We start from the raw sequence: 18,089 nt of genomic DNA, 5'->3' as shown, positions 1-18,089 counted from the left end.
TTACTGTTATAGATATTTTGTCATCGACAAATAAAAAACTGAGCTTCGCTTGTCATAAAGCTCGAAGCTATGTGATTGACCTCTTTCTGGGTCATAGAATCCGCCACTGTTGTTATGGCCTACTGCGACGATCCAACTGGGAGAAAACTCCCAGCCTATCTCTTCGCTCGCGGTAAATAAGTTGTCATATCGATTAGTATTGAAGCTTTTTGCCATGCGATATGAGCCACTGACATCCACATACCAGTTGTCTATAAACTGCCAAGTCGCATCGGCTAATATGTCAATCTGGTGCTCTACAAAGTGTTCGCCTTGGCGTCCGGTTTCATATTTATATGCGTTGTATTTAAACCTGGGAGATAGGTAAAAATTCCAGTCTTTGCTCGGTCTATAAAATAGGTAACCCGCGATTCTTGGCGCCGCTTGCAGTTTGTTTTCTTGGCTGGTGTGGCTGGTGGGTAGAAATACACCGGCACTGCCTAGCAGAGTCCAATCATTAGCGAGTTCCTTACTCGGTGTACGATATTCAAGAAAGGTGTCGTAGTAATAGGATTGGTCGTGGTGCGTTTCTACTTCACCACCGACAGATACACGTAGGCTTCCCCAGTCGTCACGGTAAGCAATGCGACCATTTCCGCTAATTGATTGGTATGAACTTGGTGCAGATTGTTCAAAGATATTGCTAGTTGCCGTAGCGCTGATGTAACCGGACCAATGGGATTTGCTGGACGTATTCGCAGCGGATACATTTTCATTATCAGCAAATGCGGTAGACGTAAATGCCAGTGAAAGTCCGATAGCTGTACTGTAAATTAACGTGTTTTTATGTTTTGAACGGGACTTATTCGAAAATAAGGCACAGTTATTCAGTGACGGCATTATTCCATCCTATGAGAGTTCAGTTGTTGATGGCATAACTTGTTCAGCTAACGGTGCAGCCGCCAAGTTATCGAGAAACTATTTACTTATTATTGATAGGTGTTTAGTCGTGGATTAGAGCAAACACATAATTTGAGGTGAATTAAGTAGGGCAACCTTTAATCGGCTTTATCCAGCTGAGGACAATCGATATCATATTTATAATAATTTTTGGCGTTTTAAATTTTGATTTTTTAACGATTAAATAGCTGCTAAAGAGGAGCAGTAGACAATAAAATGCTGCTTCAATAGATAGTGTATTTAGATCAATATCTTGTATACCAATAACGATGTTAGCGATGGCTTTATCATTAACGGGTATTGTTAATAAACGGCAAAGTGGTGCAAGGATCACCATTTCAGGCAGGCAAAAACCTTTTGTAAACAATAGGTTTTCGTGCTTATGTAGTGACTGTAACGATTGGTTTTTTGAAGATGAAGCAATCTCGACTTCGCTCTTACTCGACATAACTTGACCGACCATGAATATGGCAATCAAGATAATAATGTAAGATAAAGCACTGCTGAATTTCTTCAAAATAGACTCGTTGATGTATTTATTCGCTCTAAATAATGACTGATACGAATTGATACATTTGAATTTAGGACCAAATCCCAGCATAGAAAATAAATAATGTTTTTTCAATGGCTAATTAACAGTCGAATCGAGAGTTAGGTATAGATCACGTTATTTTTTTAATACGAGTTTGTTTTGCTTAATATGTCCAACTGACTGTTAACAATTCGCTTTCATTTGAGGTCTTTAATTGATGTCGTTTACGTTTTTACTGCTTAAATTACTTTAAGAAAACGAGTGGGTAAGAGGTGATATTCTTTGTTGCTGTGCGTCGGTGGGTAAAAAGGCTTGTTGTCAGCCAATCGATTGGCTTAATGAAAATGTAGGTGAGTTTACGTTTAGATAAAAGACATTTAAAGAAACACACTGTAAAGGATGATTACTTTACAGTGTGTTATTGCGCTGCTTTAAAGTGGAGTTTAATTTCCTGTATAGGCAGTCGAATGACAAGCATCGTATTATTACAAATCGTTACTTGCAATCAACGGGTGCGAAACGATTTTGCAGGTAATCAAATACAGCTCGAATACCAAAGGCTTCTCCGCCTACTGGGCGACCCGGTAGTTTACGGTTATTCCACGCCATAACATCGAAGTGGCTCCAGCTAATGTCTGTATCAACAAAGGCTTCTAGATAAAGCGCTGCGGTGATTGCGCCGCCAAATGGCGTTTTACCACAATTGGCTAAATCGGCAATATCACTGCCGGTGAGATCAAAGTAAGGTTTATGCAGAGGCATACGCCAAACAGGATCATCGACACTTAAACCAGAGGCGGTAATATCGGCAGCCACTTGGTCGTCATTACTAAAGAACCCAGGTAGCTCAGTGCCTAACGCAATGCGCATCGCGCCGGTTAAGGTGGCAAAATCTATCATTAGCTCAGGTTTGTCGTTATTGGCTTCTGCAAGTGCATCACACAAGACTAAGCGGCCTTCGGCATCAGTATTATCAATCTCAACGGTAATACCCTTGCGCGTGGTGATCACGTCACCGGGTCTAAAGGCATTCGCTGAAACAGCGTTTTCAACGGCAGGGACTAATACACGTAAACGAATAGGCAGGTTGTTAGCCATAATAAGCTGCGCTAAACCGATAACATGCGCGGCGCCGCCCATATCTTTTTTCATAAAGCGCATGCCTGCGCCAGGTTTTAAATCGAGTCCACCTGAATCGAAACACACACCTTTACCGACAAGAGTGACTTTAGGCGCGGATTCGTCACCCCAAGTGAGGTCGATTAAACGCGGGGCATTCTCGCTCGCGCGGCCGACCATGTGAATGGTTGGGTAGTTTTGCTCAAGTAGTTCGTCACCCACTATTTGGCTGATCTTGCCGCCAAACTCGGTGGCCATTGCTGACATTGTTTCAGCCAAATCTTGTGGCATCATATCGGCTGCTGGCGTATTGACCAAATCACGCACCAATGACACCGAGCGGATGAATTTATTGGCTTCATCGGCTTGAGCTTGTGTTGGAACCACAAGCTTTGGAAACTGCTTATCGCTCTTTTTATAACGATTAAACTGATAAGCCCCTAAGCCCCAACTAAAGGCTGCGGTTTTAATCTGTTTCTCGTCAGCGGTTAATTGGTATTGCCCCGCGGGTAGTTGGCCGACTAAATCACCACAAAGCCAGTAGGAGTTGTCATTGTTACTGACAAAAATGACCTCAGATAATTCACCCTCAGTATTGGGAATTAAGCATACACCTTTGCCTGAAAACTGGGTTGTGGTTAGCCAGTTGATCACGCTTTTAGCTTGCTTTTCGCGCCACTGTGAAAATGTTTCGCTGTTAAAAATGGAAAGGGGAATGCCTGAAACACCTGAAACGATGATATTACTCATGTAGGGACTCTTTATAGTGACGAGTTTAAAAGATAGCCCCAAGAATATCAGGCTAGTCACTTTCTAGAAAGAAAAGAGATGATTTTACAGTGATTGTTTTAGATTGCTTAAGTCGAACCGAGGTGGCTTGGGCTGAGGTTATTTAGATTGGGTATTGTGGGCTTTAACGCGGTTTTTGGTTGAGGTTCTGCGCGCATTCGCTTTTCGCTCCGACATATTATTGAACGAGCTAGGTAACACATCAACACCAACCACTTTCCCCAGTTTTAACACTAATGGAATGGTAATTGGCGCAAAAGGTAAAACGGCAAATACTCCTAACCCTAGGCCCTTGAGTAGGTCGGCGAATTGCTTATTGGCCTCGACTAACTCTTCTTTACTGGCTTGCTTACGAGTATAGCGTTTGTAAGTCACCAGCATCTCTTTGGTTTCTTGTTTTTCCTGAGATAAGGCTTCTTTAACAACCAGCATATCCAGTTTTATACGCAGCCAAATACGACGCCTTCCAATACGGATAACGCGAATAGGAGCCTTGTGTAAAAGCAGGTAGATATTCATGGGCGCGATTGTCGCATAGCAGCTAGATTAAACCTATTAAAGAAAGGTAAATAACAGTCAGTTTAGTTGGATTTAAACTGACCGCGAACTATATATCCCCATCCTATCTTGAAGATGCTCGTTTCAGAGGCGTTGTGCGAGTTCAATTCTAGGCGCATTAACGTAGAAATGGTTATTCCCTTTTAAGTAAGTGCAACAACGAAGTGGGCTTGCACAACACCTTCTGCGATAGGTATTCTTTTTATACTAAGAGTAGGCTTTACTCTGTGTTATTGATTTTACTAAGGGAGCGACAATTAGTGGCAATCAATGCCTCGCCTACATGGATGTAGGTGCTTAGGTTCAGCCTGGAGCAATGAACCTGTGATTAAAGCCCATTAAACTCCCACTGAATCCTGAATCTTCAGGTAGGATGGTGATAGGCTAACCAGTGCGCAGACTGAGGATGCTTGATAACACGATCGGCTCTTGATAACGGCAAAATTTGCTGTCTTTTTTATCAATTGCATAAATTGACATACGGTCAGCTAATTCATTACCTTCGATGCCCACATGGGCGGATACATGCTTAATTGACAACTGTTCTTTAAGATTGTCATACAGTTCATGAGCCTGTTGAATGATATCGAGATTTTTGATATCGCCCGCCTTTTGGCGTTTCCAGCCCTTGGTTTTCCAACCATATGCCCAATTAGTAATGCAATTAATTGAGTATTGAGAGTCACTTAAGATCTGTACCGATTTATCAGCTTTAATTGCTTTGTCCGCTAACAGCAGAGCTTGGTGCAGTGCATTAAGCTCGGCAGAGTTATTGGTGCCATTGGCGTTGAATAGCCCATACCAAAGTTCTGTTAGCTCACCGCTTTGATAGATTGCAATACCTGAACCTGCTTTACCTGGGTTTGGCTCGCAGCCACCATCAGTAAAAATCGATACGTCATGTTGGCTTAGGTCGATTGCTTTACTGGCTTTTTCAGTTTTTGGGCCAGTGTTAGCCGTGGTCGATTTTTTTTGCGCCGCGCCGCCATAGCTGGGAACGCGCTTAAATGCAGCTTCAGCTTCAGCTTGGGTCTTAAACGACTTATATTTGGCTTGAGGGAATTTATCGACCTGTTTTTTGGTGTGATCCCAGCTAGTGAAAATACCGGTTTCACGTCCAGCCCACACTACATAGTACTTTGTTGCCATCTGGTTTCTAATCCTTAACCACCCCCGTAAGGGCTATTGTTGTTAACTTTTTTTGCAGTGTGCTAGCAATTGTACAAAAAACTCGCTGCCCTTACGCTCGGCAAAGGCTATATTGCGCTCGGGTATCGTTTCAGGGTCATCGTAATTGGCTAACGCTAACTCCATGCTGACTTCACGAATGATGTGTAACGTTGGATAGGGTGAGCGATTAGTGTAGTTTGCAGCTGCATCTTGTGCTTCGCCGTCAAAACAATAATCAGGGTGAAAACTCGCTAATTGGTATTGCCCTTCATATCCCTGTTCAAATAATAGGTCAGTGGCGATATCGACAAGATCTAGATAGGGATAAAAGCCCTCAAACCCGCGCGGTAAGATAAATAGCGTGGTTTCTACCTCTTTATGCTCATCAAGATAAATACACTCTTGGATCAATGCCTGTAGCACTTGATCAAGCTTTGACTCATCGATAACCGCATAGCGAATGCTCGCGCGTTCAACTTCACGACGCGCAAAAGGGCAAATGTTGAACTTCATAATCACTTGCTTAACCCAATTTTCGGTTTGCGTGGCGACTTGTTGCAGCTCTGGGTCGATATTGTTGGTCATTACATACTGCCTATAGCGGGTTATGGCGCGATCATAGGGATGATTGAAAGCACAAGCAAGAGCGCCATGCTGACGTTAAATATTTTTTGCTGTCTTTGATTCTTTAGTATGCGTTTTAATGCCACGCCAAACCCTAGCCAGACAAACGCACTGGGCAGGGCAACACAGAAAAAGACACTGACAATGGTGATAACTTGTGGCGCAAGTGCTTGTTGCATAGTGGTAAAGGTGGCTATAGCGCCAATGCCCATTATCCATGCTTTAGGATTGACCCACTGAAACGCCGCCGCTTGGATAAAAGTGAGCGGGGTGACGGTAACCTTACCGTTCATCTTGGCACTACTATTGGCAATCAGCCAAGCTAAATACAGTAAGTAGCTAATGCCCACACATTTAACAATGACATGCAATATAGGGTAACTTTGAAATACCGCACTTAAGCCCAAGCCTATGGCTAAAACCATTGCCGGAAAGCCAATGCAGATGCCGAAGAGATGCGGCAAGCTGCGCTTTACACCAAAGTTAACCCCAGATGACATCAGCATAATATTGTTTGGGCCAGGTGTTATTCCCGATGAGAATGCAAATAATGCAATCGTTAAAATGAGTTCCATAGGTCCGAAAATCAGAATAGAAAGGCGCGTATTCTAACGTGATCGTGTGCACCGATCAAAACCATTATGAGTGGATTAAGGTCGTTTACCATTAATCAACTAAACCATATCTTTTTGTTATATACAAAATACAAAAAAACCAACGCTGCATAATAAGTCGATAACATTAATTTATTATGCGAATGTTGGCAGTGAATATTTAGGAGTGATTTTTTTGACATCGGTTATTGGCACCTTGGGGAAGATTTAACCGATGTAGTTTAGTCACTTGATTGAAATGGAACATTACAAGGGTAAAACACTAAAAAACATCAACTTTAATTTTTCATAAATATTGCGAACTCCTTATTACTTTTGGTTGGTACTCACGATTTTTTTGTGGCCTAAAAGCACACTAACAACCTGAGTACGAAAGTATGATGTTCTATAAATATACCAGCATTGTCGTAATATAACGGGCTATAAGCGCTGACTATCCATCCTCAAACTCCCACTACCTCAGTCATTTTTTTGACTCTTGACTGTTCATTCAGTGCAGATCGTTAAATGTGACTATCTGTCACTTCTTGTACGTTTTTTACACTTGATTTTGGATACTGTATAAATTATAAACTTAATTATCTTTTTAACAAAAGATTAACAATATGAAAATAATGCAGTAACAATATCAACGTCATGCCCTATAAAAGTCTGCTTATCACTTCCCTGAATCAGGTGGTTTGACGACATAGTCGCGAATAATTGGAGTCAAACATGTCAATAGAATCATCTAAGCCTCAAGCTCAACGAGGCAAGTTTAAAATTCACGTTTTAGCATTAGCTTGCTCAGCCATCATTTTCCCTGGTGCTGCGCTAGCGAACGGAGAAATCGCCCCCACTGCTAAAGAGGCTTCAAAGCCTGCGCATGGAAAAGAGCTCAACAACCGTTTTGAAAAAGGGGCCAATATTCCCGGTCAGAAAAAGGGCATTGAGAAAAGTCAGCGACAGATGCCTGCAAAGAGTAAGCAAGCAAAAAAGATTGAAGGGCCGATGGGTGTATCTGGTCCAACAGCGGAAGCTGAAGATAATGCCTGTAGTAGTGAATTTGCAGATTTAAGTGGCCAAGCACTTTTTGATTTTGTTAGGCAAGCTGAACTTTCTTGTATCTCTGAGCTTTATTCAAGAAATGATGCCGTATCCGTTGCAGCTTACCAACCTGAAAATGTGGTAGCGGTGGCTAATCAAGTAAGCAGTATGGCTGCGACTTATGACAGCCGTAACGGCGATGAAATGCGTAACCTTTTTTACTTCTTACGCGGTGCATTTTACATTGAGTTCTATAACGATGACTTAACTTACAGTGACACTCAAGCGGCTGATGCTATTTACAGTGCGTTGCTTGAGTATTCTAAGAACCCCTATCTGTTTGATCTTAGCCAATCGGCTGGCGATACGCTGTCGGAGTTTTTCACTTCATGGGCAAGTGCCGATCATATCTTAGAAAGTGTGCCTGTTATTACCGATTATTTGCAGAGGTTTAATGCAGACTTTTTGGCAAGTAACCGTCACCGTGCAGCACTGACCAGTGCACTTACTACGCTTTATTACGGTAGCTGGGAAGAAGAATACAACAAGAAGACCATGGATCACGATGAGTTGATTGATGGGCTACTCAACATCGCCACCTCTGAGTATATTTACAGTTCAGCTTATCAATATGAATCGACCGACGCATTTCATGAATTTGGCCGCTTCTATGAATATCAAGAGTACTGGAACTTGCCAGAGAGTCTAAAAACACGCCTCAACGAGGGCGTGCAGTTATACATGAGCAAATTTGAGCGCATGTCGGCTGAGTGGGCCGATGGGGCGGGTTACCTCGATTATTACAATCCTGGTGAGTGTGAGCAGTTTGGTATTTGTGGCTGGGAAAAAGAGTTAGAACAAACAGCGTTACCAATCAACTACAGTTGTAGTGACACGATTTATATTCGCGCGCAGCAGCTCTCAAACGACGAACTGCAAAGCTCTTGTGATCTAATGGGCAGTGAAGAATCGCTATTTCATAATGTGTTAGCCACGGGCTATCAGCCTGTTGCCGATGACTTAAATGAAAGTTTAGAAGTGAACATTTTCGATAGCTATGATGATTATGCCCAGTATGCGGGGGTGATTTTTGGTATTAGCACTGACAACGGTGGTATGTACTTGGAAGGCACGCCATCTGAAGTCGGTAACCAAGCTCGATTTATTGCTCACGAGGCAACGTGGACAGATGAAATTCTAGTGTGGAATCTGCGCCATGAATACGTGCACTACCTCGATGGCCGATTTAATCAATATGGTGCATTTAATTACTTCGATATTAATACGGGTAAATCTGTTTGGTGGTCTGAAGGATTAGCTGAATATATTTCTAAGCAAAATCGTAATGACGGTGCTATCGATTTAGGCCGCTCTCAGGCTTACAGCTTAAGTGAAATTTTGTCTAATACTTATGACTCTGGTTCGGAGCGTGTTTATAGCTGGGGCTACTTAGCGGTACGTTTCTTATTTGAAAATCACAGAACGGACGTAGATGCACTGCTGGTGCTTGCTCGTGGCGGTGATGCTGAAGGTTGGTTGGCTTATATCGACAATACAGTGGGTCAAAACTATAACAGTGAATGGAATACTTGGTTGGCGTCTGTAGGCAGTAATGACGATTCAATCGATACCGGTATTGTAGCCCCCGTGGATTCAGATGGTGATGGCGTGATTGACAGCCAAGATGCATTCCCATTTGATGCAAGCGAAACCACGGATACTGACGGCGATGGTGTTGGTGATAACGCTGATGTTTTCCCATCAAATCCAAATGAAACTGTAGATAGCGATGGTGACGGTGTCGGTGACAATGGTGACCTGTTCCCAAGTGATCCCACAGAGTGGGCCGATTCTGACGGTGACGGTATTGGTGATAATGCCGACACAGACGGCCCTGTTGAACCCGTTGAACATTGCGGCGTGGCAACCATTAGTGATGGAAACTTAACCAAAGATAAGATCGAGTGTGTTAGTGGCGATGGTGTTAACTACTTCTATACCTACATCGAAGAAGACAATACCGCGCTTTATATCTCGACTGCTGGTGGTGAAGGTGATGTCGATGTTTACTTCAACCAAAACATTTGGGCAAAGCCATCGGCTTACACCGCAAAAGCTGACACAGTGGGCAATAATGAACAGCTAAATGTAATTGCTAACCGTGGTTGGGTCTATATCAGCCTCGTTGCCAGCGAAGAGTATCAAGGTGTTAGCCTAAACGTTAGTTTGACTGACGGCGACGTAGGTATAACCCCCGTCGCTGTTGCAGATGCTTGTGCAACTCAATCTCCCTATAGCTATGGCAGTGTGGAGTACGGTGCAGCAATTTGTATTGCCGATGGGCACTCAAGCTATTACTTCTATGTCCCCTCGGGAACAGAAGAGATTAGTGTGGCAAGTGGCCATGGTACGGGCGATGTAAACCTTTACGGAAATAGCCAATCTTGGGCGAATTCAAGCTCGTATGAGGTGAAGTCTGAAAGCCAAGGTAACGTAGAAAGTCTTACGATTACAGCGCCTGTTGAAGGTTGGTACTACATTAGTGCAGATGGCGCACCATCAAGTGACGGTGCAAGCTTAGTTGTGGATATTAAATAGTGACTTAACCCGTTATTGATATTCCATAGTTAGATCCAAAAAATAACCGACTCACTATGAGTCGGTTTTTTTATTGTGTTCGACAAAGTATCGCAGCCCAGTCTCCTCAGCGAAATGCTGTTATTGGCTTCGTGATAGAGACAGCTAGAACAGATAATGGGTGCAATTGTTTTTAGGTCAGGTTAGGTTAATGTTTCAAATGTTAATCTGTGACGTAATCTTAGAGATGGATTTTAAAACATGATGATAAAAAACTATGTAGCAGTTATGTTGATGGGGTTAATGGCGTTATCGGGCTGCAGCACTTCTGCAGCAACGGATATCCCCACCACTCGGACCACTATGGTCACTAGCGGGGATCTATCTCTGCTTACTAGTTCTTCAAAAGTATTCGGTTGGCACCCAACGATGTCTGCGGTTCACGCGAGCGACAAAGTTGATGACCAAGTCGTGATTGCACATATGCGCCACGCCATAACTCAAGCATTGCAAGCGAAGGGATACCGTCTTGCGACTCAATATGAAACACCCAGTATTATCGTTGGCTTTGGTTTAGCGCTTGAATCTGAAATGGATGATAAAGAGATCTTAAAAAGAGCGGGTTTAGTGCCAGGATTATCAACCCATGGGGTTGATGATAAATATGAAAAAGGTTCGGTACTGGTGGCTTTCTTTTCGCCGTATAGTCCTATGCCAATTTGGCGAGTATTAGCGCAAGGTTTTACCGAACTCGATAACAAACCCGAAGAGAGAGAGCAACGCTTTGAGCAGCTATTATCGCGAATGCTAAAACCGATCCCGACAGTATAAGATTAACTTTTCATACGGCCTCTGACTAATGCGGCTATGTGCTCGCCTTTAAAGCGTCATGCCTTAACCAAAAGACGAGTGACGTCGCGTGAATTAATTGCCTCAAGTGACTTAATCGATGATCAAATCCATAAAAACGCCCTGCAGTTGCAGGGCGTTTTTAGTTGTGCCGATCATGTAAGTGCGAATGTAAGCCCCCAAGATTCAGCAAGTTAACTTAGTAAGCTACGCTGATTTCATACGAACCAAACTTACGAATATTGATCACTCCAGTATCAAAGATCAGATATTGACCTTTAATACCTTTTAAAACACCCGACACTTCAGGGTTCTTATCAAAGTTATGTGAGGCAATCTTAGTGGGAAACTCGTTCACTGGAAAGTGGATCTGTTGGATGGGCTCATCAAGTTTTGACACTGCAAATTCACCATGTTCAGCGGTGATTTCAGCCAAACGCTCAGTGATTTGTGGGATTAAGATCGCGGCTTGCTGCTTGAGATCTAAATTGTCAGCATTGCCCTTTAACATGGTGCGCCAATTGGTTTTATCTGCAATCATTTCCGCTAAGGCTATTTCGACTAAACCTGAGATGAAACGGGTCTCAACTTTAAAGATCGGTAGACCTTGAGTTGCGCCTTGATCTATCCATCGTGTTGGCAATTGGGTATGGCGAGTGATGCCCACTTTAATGCCCGAAGTGTTAGACAGGTAGACATAATGCGGTACAAAGCAGTTAGCTTCTCCCCAAGATGGCTCGCGACAAGTTCCCGCCGCAAAGTGACACGTTTCTGGCTTCATGATGCACATATCGCAGCTAGCGAGCTTTTGCATACACACATAACAATGGCCCTGCGAGTAGCTCTTTTTCGTTTTCTTGCCGCAGTTACAACAGAGGATCTTCCCTGTATGGGTCAGCGTAAGTTCAGAGCCAATAAGTGGATTTAAATCGAGTAACTCATCGCCGACGGGTAATTGATATTGCACCAACTGATTCTCATCAAGGTGACTGCGCATTTTTCTGAGTGTTCCAAGCATGACATTTCATTTTTTATAAGTATTTGGCTCTAGTCTAACAGAATGTTAAACCCGTCTTGGAATGGTTTTTTCGATTGCTAAAAGAGATAACACGCAGTAAATCGATAACGATTATGTTATTACTCGATCTGTTTGGTAGTGGTCTTGTTCGAAGCAGTTTGTTTGGCACACTAGAGCAAGCTGGTTGTGCAGCCGCATATTGTGGTGATTTTGTCTGCCAGATAGCTAAAGACTTGATGTTTGATTGACACCATTATCTAGAACAGGCAGAGCTACAGCGAAGGTTATTCGAAATGCTAAGTAAGGAGTGAATAGCGCGCCGGTTTAAAAGACATCCCGCTAACTTAGTCATGTTAGTGGGATGTCACTGGGACTAAAAGCGGCCGTTTATAGAGGCGCCAATCGCAAAACCATCGGGGGTGTTGTCCCCATCTAAACCAAACTGTTTTGCGGCACTGAAATTAGCGGCAAAGAGTTGTGATATCTGCCACCAATATGAAGTTGAAATAGAGTAGGAGCTGTTACTGTCATCATGACTAAATTGATAATCTCCATCAGGATTGACGTAGTGACTTTTCGTATCGTATTGACCCCATAAATAACCAGCGCCAACAGACCATGACTTTGTAATGTACCAATCAGCCGTTAAGTTCACTATGTTGTTATCACTATCAGTCTTTGATTGATAATTCCGTTCAATGATTTCATTGCTTGTTTTATCTGTCATTTCGCGACTGTAATCATAGCTGCTGTCGATATAACTCCATTTGGCGAGAAAATCCAAGCCTGAAAATGATGCTAATGGAACAAAACTATGCACTTGAGCAGAGTATTTTTTATTGTCGGATTCTGAACTCGCTGAGTGGGAGTAGATATCATTGTCAAAAGAGCTACTGCCAGATGCTGAGCCAGCTTGATAGGACAGTGAGAATTCAGATGTCGGATTGAAATAGTAACCTAAGCTAAACCCATATTCAGACATATCATCCGCTAGAGAAATAATTAGCGCCCCTTCGTCATCGAAGTCGACTTCGTTGTAATTGGCGGCGACAAACCATTTCGAATTAATCACATAAGTGCCGTCGATACGATAAAGAGCACTGTTATCAAGTGTGCGAATTTGAGCATATTGTGCGCCAAGATTAGATTCTTGTGCTAGAAAACCATTGAGTGCGTAGGGACCATTATCAGTATCGACAGGGCTAAAGTAAAAACGATAATCTAAGCTCCAGAGTCCGTTATCAAAATTATCCGTGTGGCTACCAAAAGTAACATTGGCTTCATGCTGATAAGTATTGCTCGAGTTATCGTTTGCGTTGGCAGACGTAGCGACAAGCGCTAATAGTACTGCAAGAGATAGGGTTTTCTTGTTCATATGACTTCCTTGTTTGAATTATTATCAAGGAAGCTGGATAAGATAAAGTATTAAGAGGTGTCACCTCTTATATGATTAAAATCCTTTTAACGAAATGACAGCTTCCTTGTCATGCACAATATACCTGAATAATGAATCTAGTGTAACTAATTAATATTTAAGCTTATTTGTAAGTGTTTATTAAAAGTTAGGTGTGGAGGTTCTTGTTGACCCCCCCATTTTATATGCAGAAACCCCAAGAATGTGAGCTTAAATCTGTTCTATTCCCTGAACAACGGCTTGATCCATTTGGGTTGCTTTCATTGTCAGCAACGTTAACCAGAGAGGTGTCTGTTGGAATGATCACTACAGGTGTCAAAGAACGAAGACTCGATAAGCGATGGTTTTTCTCGTTTCAAATACAGATATAGAGACCGCTATTGCTTGTTAAGGTGAGTGTCGAATCAATAAGCTGCAAAAGATTCTTTTGTTTTAGGTAATAAGGCGTTTGGGAATGGCTAGGCTGTAAAGTTTACAGTTTTTAGTTAACAGCAGGGATTAACGGCGTAAAACTGAGGTTACTCGACTAATGCCAACACTAATACTGAGAGAGAGGATAAAAAAAGTGCTAAAGCGTGCTGTTGTTATGACGGCACAGGTGTTGTTGAAACTGGAACTTGTTGAATTGCATATACAGAATCTTATATATATATGGTCTCCCCACAGGGACTCGAACCCCGATCGATCGCTTAGGAGGCGACTGCTCTATCCTGTTGAGCTATAGGGAGACGTCAGTGATTATACTGGTTTTACTCCAGATGAACAGAGTACATATAAAGTCTTTGAATTCATTTGCTTGTTTATTGTTCGGTTAGAGTTTTATGGCCAGATCATTGATCTGAATATTAAGTGATGCGCTGAGGCCTTTAAGCACAGCCGTGGCACTTTCTTCGGTGACTTGGTCGATAGTGATAGTTGCTTTGCTCTTTCCAGCGACTGCACGCATGTTATCCAGTCTGTCGGGCATATTCTGTTGTAGTACCAATTGCAGTGTATCGCCGACACGAATACCGTTGCGTCGACCTATGTTGAGAATGATCCTATTAGCCTGCTTAGCAATCACTTGGCCTAACAAGGGTCGACAGTTAAGGGCTTGGTCAATATCTTGGCTAGCGTCGAGCAATACAGTGCTAATCATGGCGCCATATTCAGAACGCCAGAATTGGTCACTATTGGAGTTTACGGTTTGCTGCAGTGAAAATTCCCATTCAGCAGATTTCGAGTATTGTTTACTCCAGACCTTTTCCCCGCTAATCGCATGAAACAGCGATAACTTAAACTGAAACACTCGCATGGGGTCGTTTTCCCACAAGCCAAAAGTGCGGGTTGATGGCTCGGGTGATATATCGATGATTTCTGGCAGCAGTATGTATTGGCTGTCGGTAATTTCACCTAACCAGCTTGGCAGCCTATAACCGCGAACATCCACTAACGTCTGGTCGACATCTAAGCGCTCGTTTGCATGCAGGTGGGTAAAGCTGCTGCTTGAGTTTGCTTCAATCACTTGAGCGAGTTGTTCGGACAGGTTTTGCTCGAATAGGCCTAGGTTACCGTATCTGAGTTGTGAACGGTCTTTTATTGAGGCTTGCGGTACCAGAATAGAGGCTTTTAGCTCACTGGCTTGGCAGGCCTGCTCAAACGGTTCAATCATGTCGATGCGAATATTCACTGTTATGTAGCCGTCTTCTACCAGCTCGCTGACCATCTCAACCTGTTGGCTTTGTACATTGCGGCTTAGGGTGAAGCTGTCATTCACGAGTTGACCATTACTGACGGTCTGTTCACTTGAAAAGTGTGCGCCTGTTTTCAAGGTGGCATAGCTTATTGCTTGCTCTATGGCATCTTCTCGGGCTTTAGCAAGGTTATTGTCTACAATCTTGGCTTGGCCTGTTGCTTGGGTCCACTTTGCTTGCACGGGTGCAGTGAGAACCAAAGAGCAAGCGAGAATAACCTTGATGATGCATGAGCCAAGTTTCATATTATTTTTCCAAGTCTTTACGCCAACATTAAGGCGTAATTATAAAGGTGACTGTTTGCCAAAAAGAGGAGGCAATGGTTTGCCGACAAAATGACAGTCTGAATCGATAAGCTTCTAATAAGCAATATCTATGCCCTTTATTGCTGATGGTACTAGATTCATGGGCATTAGACTAAATAGATAGCGATTGCATTAAACACGTTGCCAATTGGGAAAGGCACTGGCTTTTCAGTTCAAAGTGCATCAACGAGATAATAGCGAGTCTGGTTTTAGTCAGTGTCACTAGAAGTGCAATGCTTGAGTGATTAGAAATGAATGAAGCGATAGCGATGAGTATTAGTCATAAAGTTATTGATGCGAGCGCCGATAACAGCATTAGATAAACATATTCGTTTCGATTGGCCGCCGTTTGAGCAAAGCACGCTGCTACTGACTTAAAGCAAAGCGCTTGGGGTTGAATAGGCCAATCTCTGTGTCTGTATAACAGGAATAAAAAGATGTATAAGACATTGATTTTGCTACCGTTACTGCTGTTATTTGGCTGTGAAAATCTGCAACCTGTAGCATCTGATCAGCAGACGCTCGTGAGCGGCAATGGTTTGCCGCATTTAGCATCGATTAACTATCTGTCACAGCAGATGGTGAACGAGTTAGTTAGGCAAAATGACAGTTTAAAGCCTACAGAGCCGTTATTAGTGGCAACGCCAGTGATGTTGTCAGATTTAGCGACCACCAATGAATTGGGTTTACAGTATCAGCAAGGGCTCATTGCGGCATTGCATGATCATCAATTTAATTTGGTCGACATGAATGTGGCTGAAACATTACGAGTGACGCCCGCCGGTGACTTTATCCTGAGCCGAGATTGGCAGCAGTTACCCAGCGATATCGACGTTAGGCATGTTGTGGTTACCACCATGAGCCCAGACAAAGAGGGTGTGGCTATTTATAGCCGCATTGTTGATGTGAGCAATAACCGTGTGGTGTCTGTGGCACAGAGCTTTGTACCCATTGCGGCAATGCCGGGCATGTTAACTCACTCGCAAAAAGTGGTGTCTGAAAACGGTTTGTTGTATCGCTCTGAAAATTCAGGGCAACGTACGGTAACGATTGAAGGAGGCCAGTAGATGAAAGCAATTATGGTATGTGCGGCGTTATTGCTGGTTGTGTTAGGTGGCTGCTCAGCGCAGGATCGTTATGTGCAGTACGAGACCGAAGCGCCTGAGTCTTTTCCGACGTTAACCGCAATTGGTTATGCCACGCTGGCGAATCAACCCTCAAGCGACCCCGCTCAACGGGTGTTGATGGCGATGCAAGCTTCAAAAATTGCGGCGTATCGCGAGTTGGCCGAGCAGGTCTACGGACAACACCTGGCAGCGTCAAGCCAAGTCAGTGATTGGATGTTGTCGAGCGATAACATTAAAGCTTCAGTTTCTGGTGTGATCCGTGGTGCCAGAGTGGTCAATAGTTATCCTGCAGGCGAGCATTATGTCACTGAGTTGGAATTGGACTTTGAACAAGTTTGGGCTTTGTACCAGCAGCAAAACCGCTCGCAGAAGGTAAAAGAGATCACTTATTTTTAAGAGCCGGTTTAAAGTCGGTTCGGGCTGAGACGGTGATAATCGGTTAAGAGCCGATTTTAAGTCGATTTAAAGCCGATTCGAGCTGAGATGGTACAAGCAGGGACGGCATAGCAAGGACGGCATAGCAAGGACGGTTCGAGCAGGGAAGATCAAAAGAGTGTTAGAAGTAGTTTGAGGGTTTTAGTCACTTAATATTATTAAGGCTATAAAGCTAACGATCTAGGTTTCTACCGTCTCGGCATCTACGGTCTTAGCATCTACCGTCTTGGCATCTACCGTCTTGGCATCTACCGTCTTGGCATCTACCGTCTTGGCATCTACCGTCTTAGCATCTACCGTCTTAGCATCTACCGTCTTAGCATCTACCGTCTTGGCATCTACCGTCTTGGCATCTACCGTCTTGGCATCTACCGTCTTGGCATCTACCGTCTTGGCATCTACCGTCTTGGCATCTGCCGTCTTAGTATCTACCGTCTTAGTATCTACCGTCTTAGTATCTACCGTCTTGGCATCTACCGTCTTGGTATCTACCGTCTTGGCATCTACCGTCTTAGCTTTTATCGAATTTTACCGGCTTCTAAGCACTTAAATTATTACCTAAGCTAGAAATACTGGATGTGCGGCCTTTTTCATCGTAGGTGAGGCTGGCTGAATTACGACTGACCTGCAGCGCCTGAGAGAAGCGATTTAAGCTGGCTAAGCTCAATTCAATTAAAGACTCGTTTTCAGCGTTGAGCTGTTGGCACTCGGCTAGCAAGGCTTTTGCTTCACTAACTTGCTGAGATAATGTGGCGTCGGTCTTTAATGTACTTTTATCTGGCTGAGTCGCTATGATCTCATCGTTATGCTTTAGGCTGTCAAGTAAGGTCGCTTTAGTACTGGCAAGTGACAACAATGTGTCAGCATCTTGAGACTGTAGCGCTTTTGTTTCTTGGCTAATAACGGCTTTAAGCTCAGTCAACACGGTATGTTGTGAGCTCAATAGATGAGATAAATTAGTCATAATGGCCTTATCTTTTATGCCTTAATCCGCGGTTTGCGGAGACATTAGTTTAAATCGCTAAGTTCATTCTCGAAGTTTGCGATATTAGTTGCAAGCTTTTCTGGATCGATTTTGTAACGACCTTCAGCGATTGCAGCCTTAATTTCATCAACCTTCTTTTGGTCAATATCGGGCATGTCGGCAATCTTAGTTTGCACATTTTGGATCTGTTGTGCCTGCGGTGTAATTGACACCGAGTCAGTTTTTTGTGCCACCGCAGTTTGCACTGGCGCAGCTGTCGCGCTTTGTGATGCAGA

General features: G+C 43.3%; 17 protein-coding genes and 1 tRNA gene. 5 read left to right on the top strand and 13 right to left on the bottom strand.

All coding sequences use genetic code 11. The annotated features are described in order from the left end of the window. Positions 1–6: 6 nt before the first annotated feature. The 7 genes from CXF82_RS03710 to CXF82_RS03680 form a co-directional block, all read right to left on the bottom strand. A complete protein-coding gene (locus tag CXF82_RS03710; RefSeq protein WP_102043677.1) occupies positions 7–879 on the bottom strand; it encodes a hypothetical protein in 873 nt (290 codons plus the stop codon). Positions 880–1,021: 142 nt separating this feature from the next. After that, positions 1,022–1,456: a hypothetical protein gene (locus tag CXF82_RS03705; protein WP_102039420.1), complete on the bottom strand. Its 435-nt coding sequence runs from the start codon at positions 1,454–1,456 to the stop codon at positions 1,022–1,024. Between the two features lie 510 nt (positions 1,457–1,966). After that, positions 1,967–3,340: a leucyl aminopeptidase family protein gene (locus tag CXF82_RS03700; RefSeq protein ID WP_101092255.1), complete on the bottom strand. Its 1,374-nt coding sequence runs from the start codon at positions 3,338–3,340 to the stop codon at positions 1,967–1,969. A gap of 138 nt (positions 3,341–3,478) precedes the next feature. After that, a complete protein-coding gene (locus CXF82_RS03695) occupies positions 3,479–3,898 on the bottom strand; it encodes a hypothetical protein (protein WP_101092254.1) in 420 nt (139 codons plus the stop codon). Positions 3,899–4,321: 423 nt separating this feature from the next. Continuing rightward, entirely contained in the window at positions 4,322–5,086 is a 765-nt protein-coding gene (locus CXF82_RS03690; RefSeq protein WP_102043676.1) for a ribonuclease H family protein, read from the bottom strand. 42 nt (positions 5,087–5,128) lie between these two features. Then, entirely contained in the window at positions 5,129–5,692 is a 564-nt protein-coding gene (locus CXF82_RS03685; protein WP_101092252.1) for a DUF1415 domain-containing protein, read from the bottom strand. Positions 5,693–5,712: 20 nt separating this feature from the next. Next, entirely contained in the window at positions 5,713–6,306 is a 594-nt protein-coding gene (locus CXF82_RS03680) for a LysE family translocator (protein WP_102043675.1), read from the bottom strand. A gap of 753 nt (positions 6,307–7,059) precedes the next feature. Between CXF82_RS03680 and CXF82_RS03675 the strand changes: the two genes are divergently transcribed. Both CXF82_RS03675 and CXF82_RS03670 read left to right on the top strand, forming a co-directional pair. Then, positions 7,060–9,969, top strand: a complete 2,910-nt coding sequence (locus CXF82_RS03675; protein ID WP_102043674.1) for a M9 family metallopeptidase — start codon at positions 7,060–7,062, stop codon at positions 9,967–9,969. A gap of 240 nt (positions 9,970–10,209) precedes the next feature. Then, positions 10,210–10,779, top strand: coding sequence for a DUF4136 domain-containing protein (locus tag CXF82_RS03670; protein ID WP_232775080.1), 570 nt, complete (start codon positions 10,210–10,212; stop codon positions 10,777–10,779). A gap of 217 nt (positions 10,780–10,996) precedes the next feature. Here CXF82_RS03670 and CXF82_RS03660 read toward each other — a convergent pair whose 3' ends face one another. Beyond that, positions 10,997–11,815 carry a DUF2797 domain-containing protein gene (locus CXF82_RS03660; RefSeq protein WP_101092248.1) on the bottom strand — a complete coding sequence of 273 codons (819 nt, stop codon included), beginning with the start codon at positions 11,813–11,815 and terminating at the stop codon, positions 10,997–10,999. 74 nt (positions 11,816–11,889) lie between these two features. Here CXF82_RS03660 and CXF82_RS22250 point away from each other — a divergent pair, with 74 nt between their 5' ends. Further along, positions 11,890–12,063 carry a hypothetical protein gene (locus tag CXF82_RS22250; RefSeq protein ID WP_180961161.1) on the top strand — a complete coding sequence of 58 codons (174 nt, stop codon included), beginning with the start codon at positions 11,890–11,892 and terminating at the stop codon, positions 12,061–12,063. Positions 12,064–12,188: 125 nt separating this feature from the next. On the opposite strand, the gene CXF82_RS03655 is transcribed toward CXF82_RS22250, so the two are convergent. The 3 genes from CXF82_RS03655 to CXF82_RS03645 all read right to left on the bottom strand — a co-directional run bounded on the left by CXF82_RS03655 (position 12,189) and on the right by CXF82_RS03645 (position 15,207). Next, positions 12,189–13,190, bottom strand: coding sequence for a putative porin (locus CXF82_RS03655; RefSeq protein ID WP_102043672.1), 1,002 nt, complete (start codon positions 13,188–13,190; stop codon positions 12,189–12,191). 691 nt (positions 13,191–13,881) lie between these two features. Next, positions 13,882–13,957, bottom strand: a tRNA-Arg gene (locus CXF82_RS03650). Positions 13,958–14,040: 83 nt separating this feature from the next. After that, positions 14,041–15,207 carry a flagellar assembly protein FlgT gene (locus CXF82_RS03645; protein ID WP_102043671.1) on the bottom strand — a complete coding sequence of 389 codons (1,167 nt, stop codon included), beginning with the start codon at positions 15,205–15,207 and terminating at the stop codon, positions 14,041–14,043. 497 nt (positions 15,208–15,704) lie between these two features. On the opposite strand from CXF82_RS03645, the gene CXF82_RS03640 reads away from it, so the two are divergent. Both CXF82_RS03640 and CXF82_RS03635 read left to right on the top strand, forming a co-directional pair. Further along, entirely contained in the window at positions 15,705–16,334 is a 630-nt protein-coding gene (locus CXF82_RS03640) for a FlgO family outer membrane protein (RefSeq protein WP_101092245.1), read from the top strand. Then, positions 16,335–16,790 carry an LPP20 family lipoprotein gene (locus tag CXF82_RS03635; RefSeq protein WP_101092244.1) on the top strand — a complete coding sequence of 152 codons (456 nt, stop codon included), beginning with the start codon at positions 16,335–16,337 and terminating at the stop codon, positions 16,788–16,790. A 577-nt stretch (positions 16,791–17,367) separates the two neighbouring features. On the opposite strand, the gene CXF82_RS03630 is transcribed toward CXF82_RS03635, so the two are convergent. Further along, a complete protein-coding gene (locus CXF82_RS03630) occupies positions 17,368–17,793 on the bottom strand; it encodes a flagella synthesis protein FlgN (RefSeq protein ID WP_102038510.1) in 426 nt (141 codons plus the stop codon). A gap of 44 nt (positions 17,794–17,837) precedes the next feature. Further along, a partial coding sequence (gene flgM, locus CXF82_RS03625; RefSeq protein ID WP_102043670.1) for a flagellar biosynthesis anti-sigma factor FlgM occupies positions 17,838–18,089 on the bottom strand: 252 nt, incomplete at its 5' end.

Source organism: Shewanella sp. GutDb-MelDb, assembly GCF_002836075.1.
Lineage (GTDB): Bacteria > Pseudomonadota > Gammaproteobacteria > Enterobacterales > Shewanellaceae > Shewanella.
Note: the sequence above shows the minus strand (reverse complement) of the source record. Positions and strands in the feature narration are given on the sequence as shown.

Bases quoted from the DNA above. Each gene is read 5' to 3' on its own strand.
- CXF82_RS03710 (WP_102043677.1), bottom strand. From the start codon at position 879: ATGCCGTCACTGAATAACTGTGCCTTATTTTCGAATAAGTCCCGTTCA.
- CXF82_RS03700 (WP_101092255.1), bottom strand. From the start codon at position 3,340: ATGAGTAATATCATCGTTTCAGGTGTTTCAGGCATTCCCCTTTCCATT.
- CXF82_RS03695 (WP_101092254.1), bottom strand. From the start codon at position 3,898: ATGAATATCTACCTGCTTTTACACAAGGCTCCTATTCGCGTTATCCGT.
- CXF82_RS03690 (WP_102043676.1), bottom strand. From the start codon at position 5,086: ATGGCAACAAAGTACTATGTAGTGTGGGCTGGACGTGAAACCGGTATT.
- CXF82_RS03685 (WP_101092252.1), bottom strand. From the start codon at position 5,692: ATGACCAACAATATCGACCCAGAGCTGCAACAAGTCGCCACGCAAACC.
- CXF82_RS03680 (WP_102043675.1), bottom strand. From the start codon at position 6,306: ATGGAACTCATTTTAACGATTGCATTATTTGCATTCTCATCGGGAATA.
- CXF82_RS03675 (WP_102043674.1), top strand. From the start codon at position 7,060: ATGTCAATAGAATCATCTAAGCCTCAAGCTCAACGAGGCAAGTTTAAA.
- CXF82_RS03670 (WP_232775080.1), top strand. From the start codon at position 10,210: ATGATGATAAAAAACTATGTAGCAGTTATGTTGATGGGGTTAATGGCG.
- CXF82_RS03660 (WP_101092248.1), bottom strand. From the start codon at position 11,815: ATGCTTGGAACACTCAGAAAAATGCGCAGTCACCTTGATGAGAATCAG.
- CXF82_RS03655 (WP_102043672.1), bottom strand. From the start codon at position 13,190: ATGAACAAGAAAACCCTATCTCTTGCAGTACTATTAGCGCTTGTCGCT.
- CXF82_RS03645 (WP_102043671.1), bottom strand. From the start codon at position 15,207: ATGAAACTTGGCTCATGCATCATCAAGGTTATTCTCGCTTGCTCTTTG.
- CXF82_RS03640 (WP_101092245.1), top strand. From the start codon at position 15,705: ATGTATAAGACATTGATTTTGCTACCGTTACTGCTGTTATTTGGCTGT.
- CXF82_RS03635 (WP_101092244.1), top strand. From the start codon at position 16,335: ATGAAAGCAATTATGGTATGTGCGGCGTTATTGCTGGTTGTGTTAGGT.
- CXF82_RS03630 (WP_102038510.1), bottom strand. From the start codon at position 17,793: ATGACTAATTTATCTCATCTATTGAGCTCACAACATACCGTGTTGACT.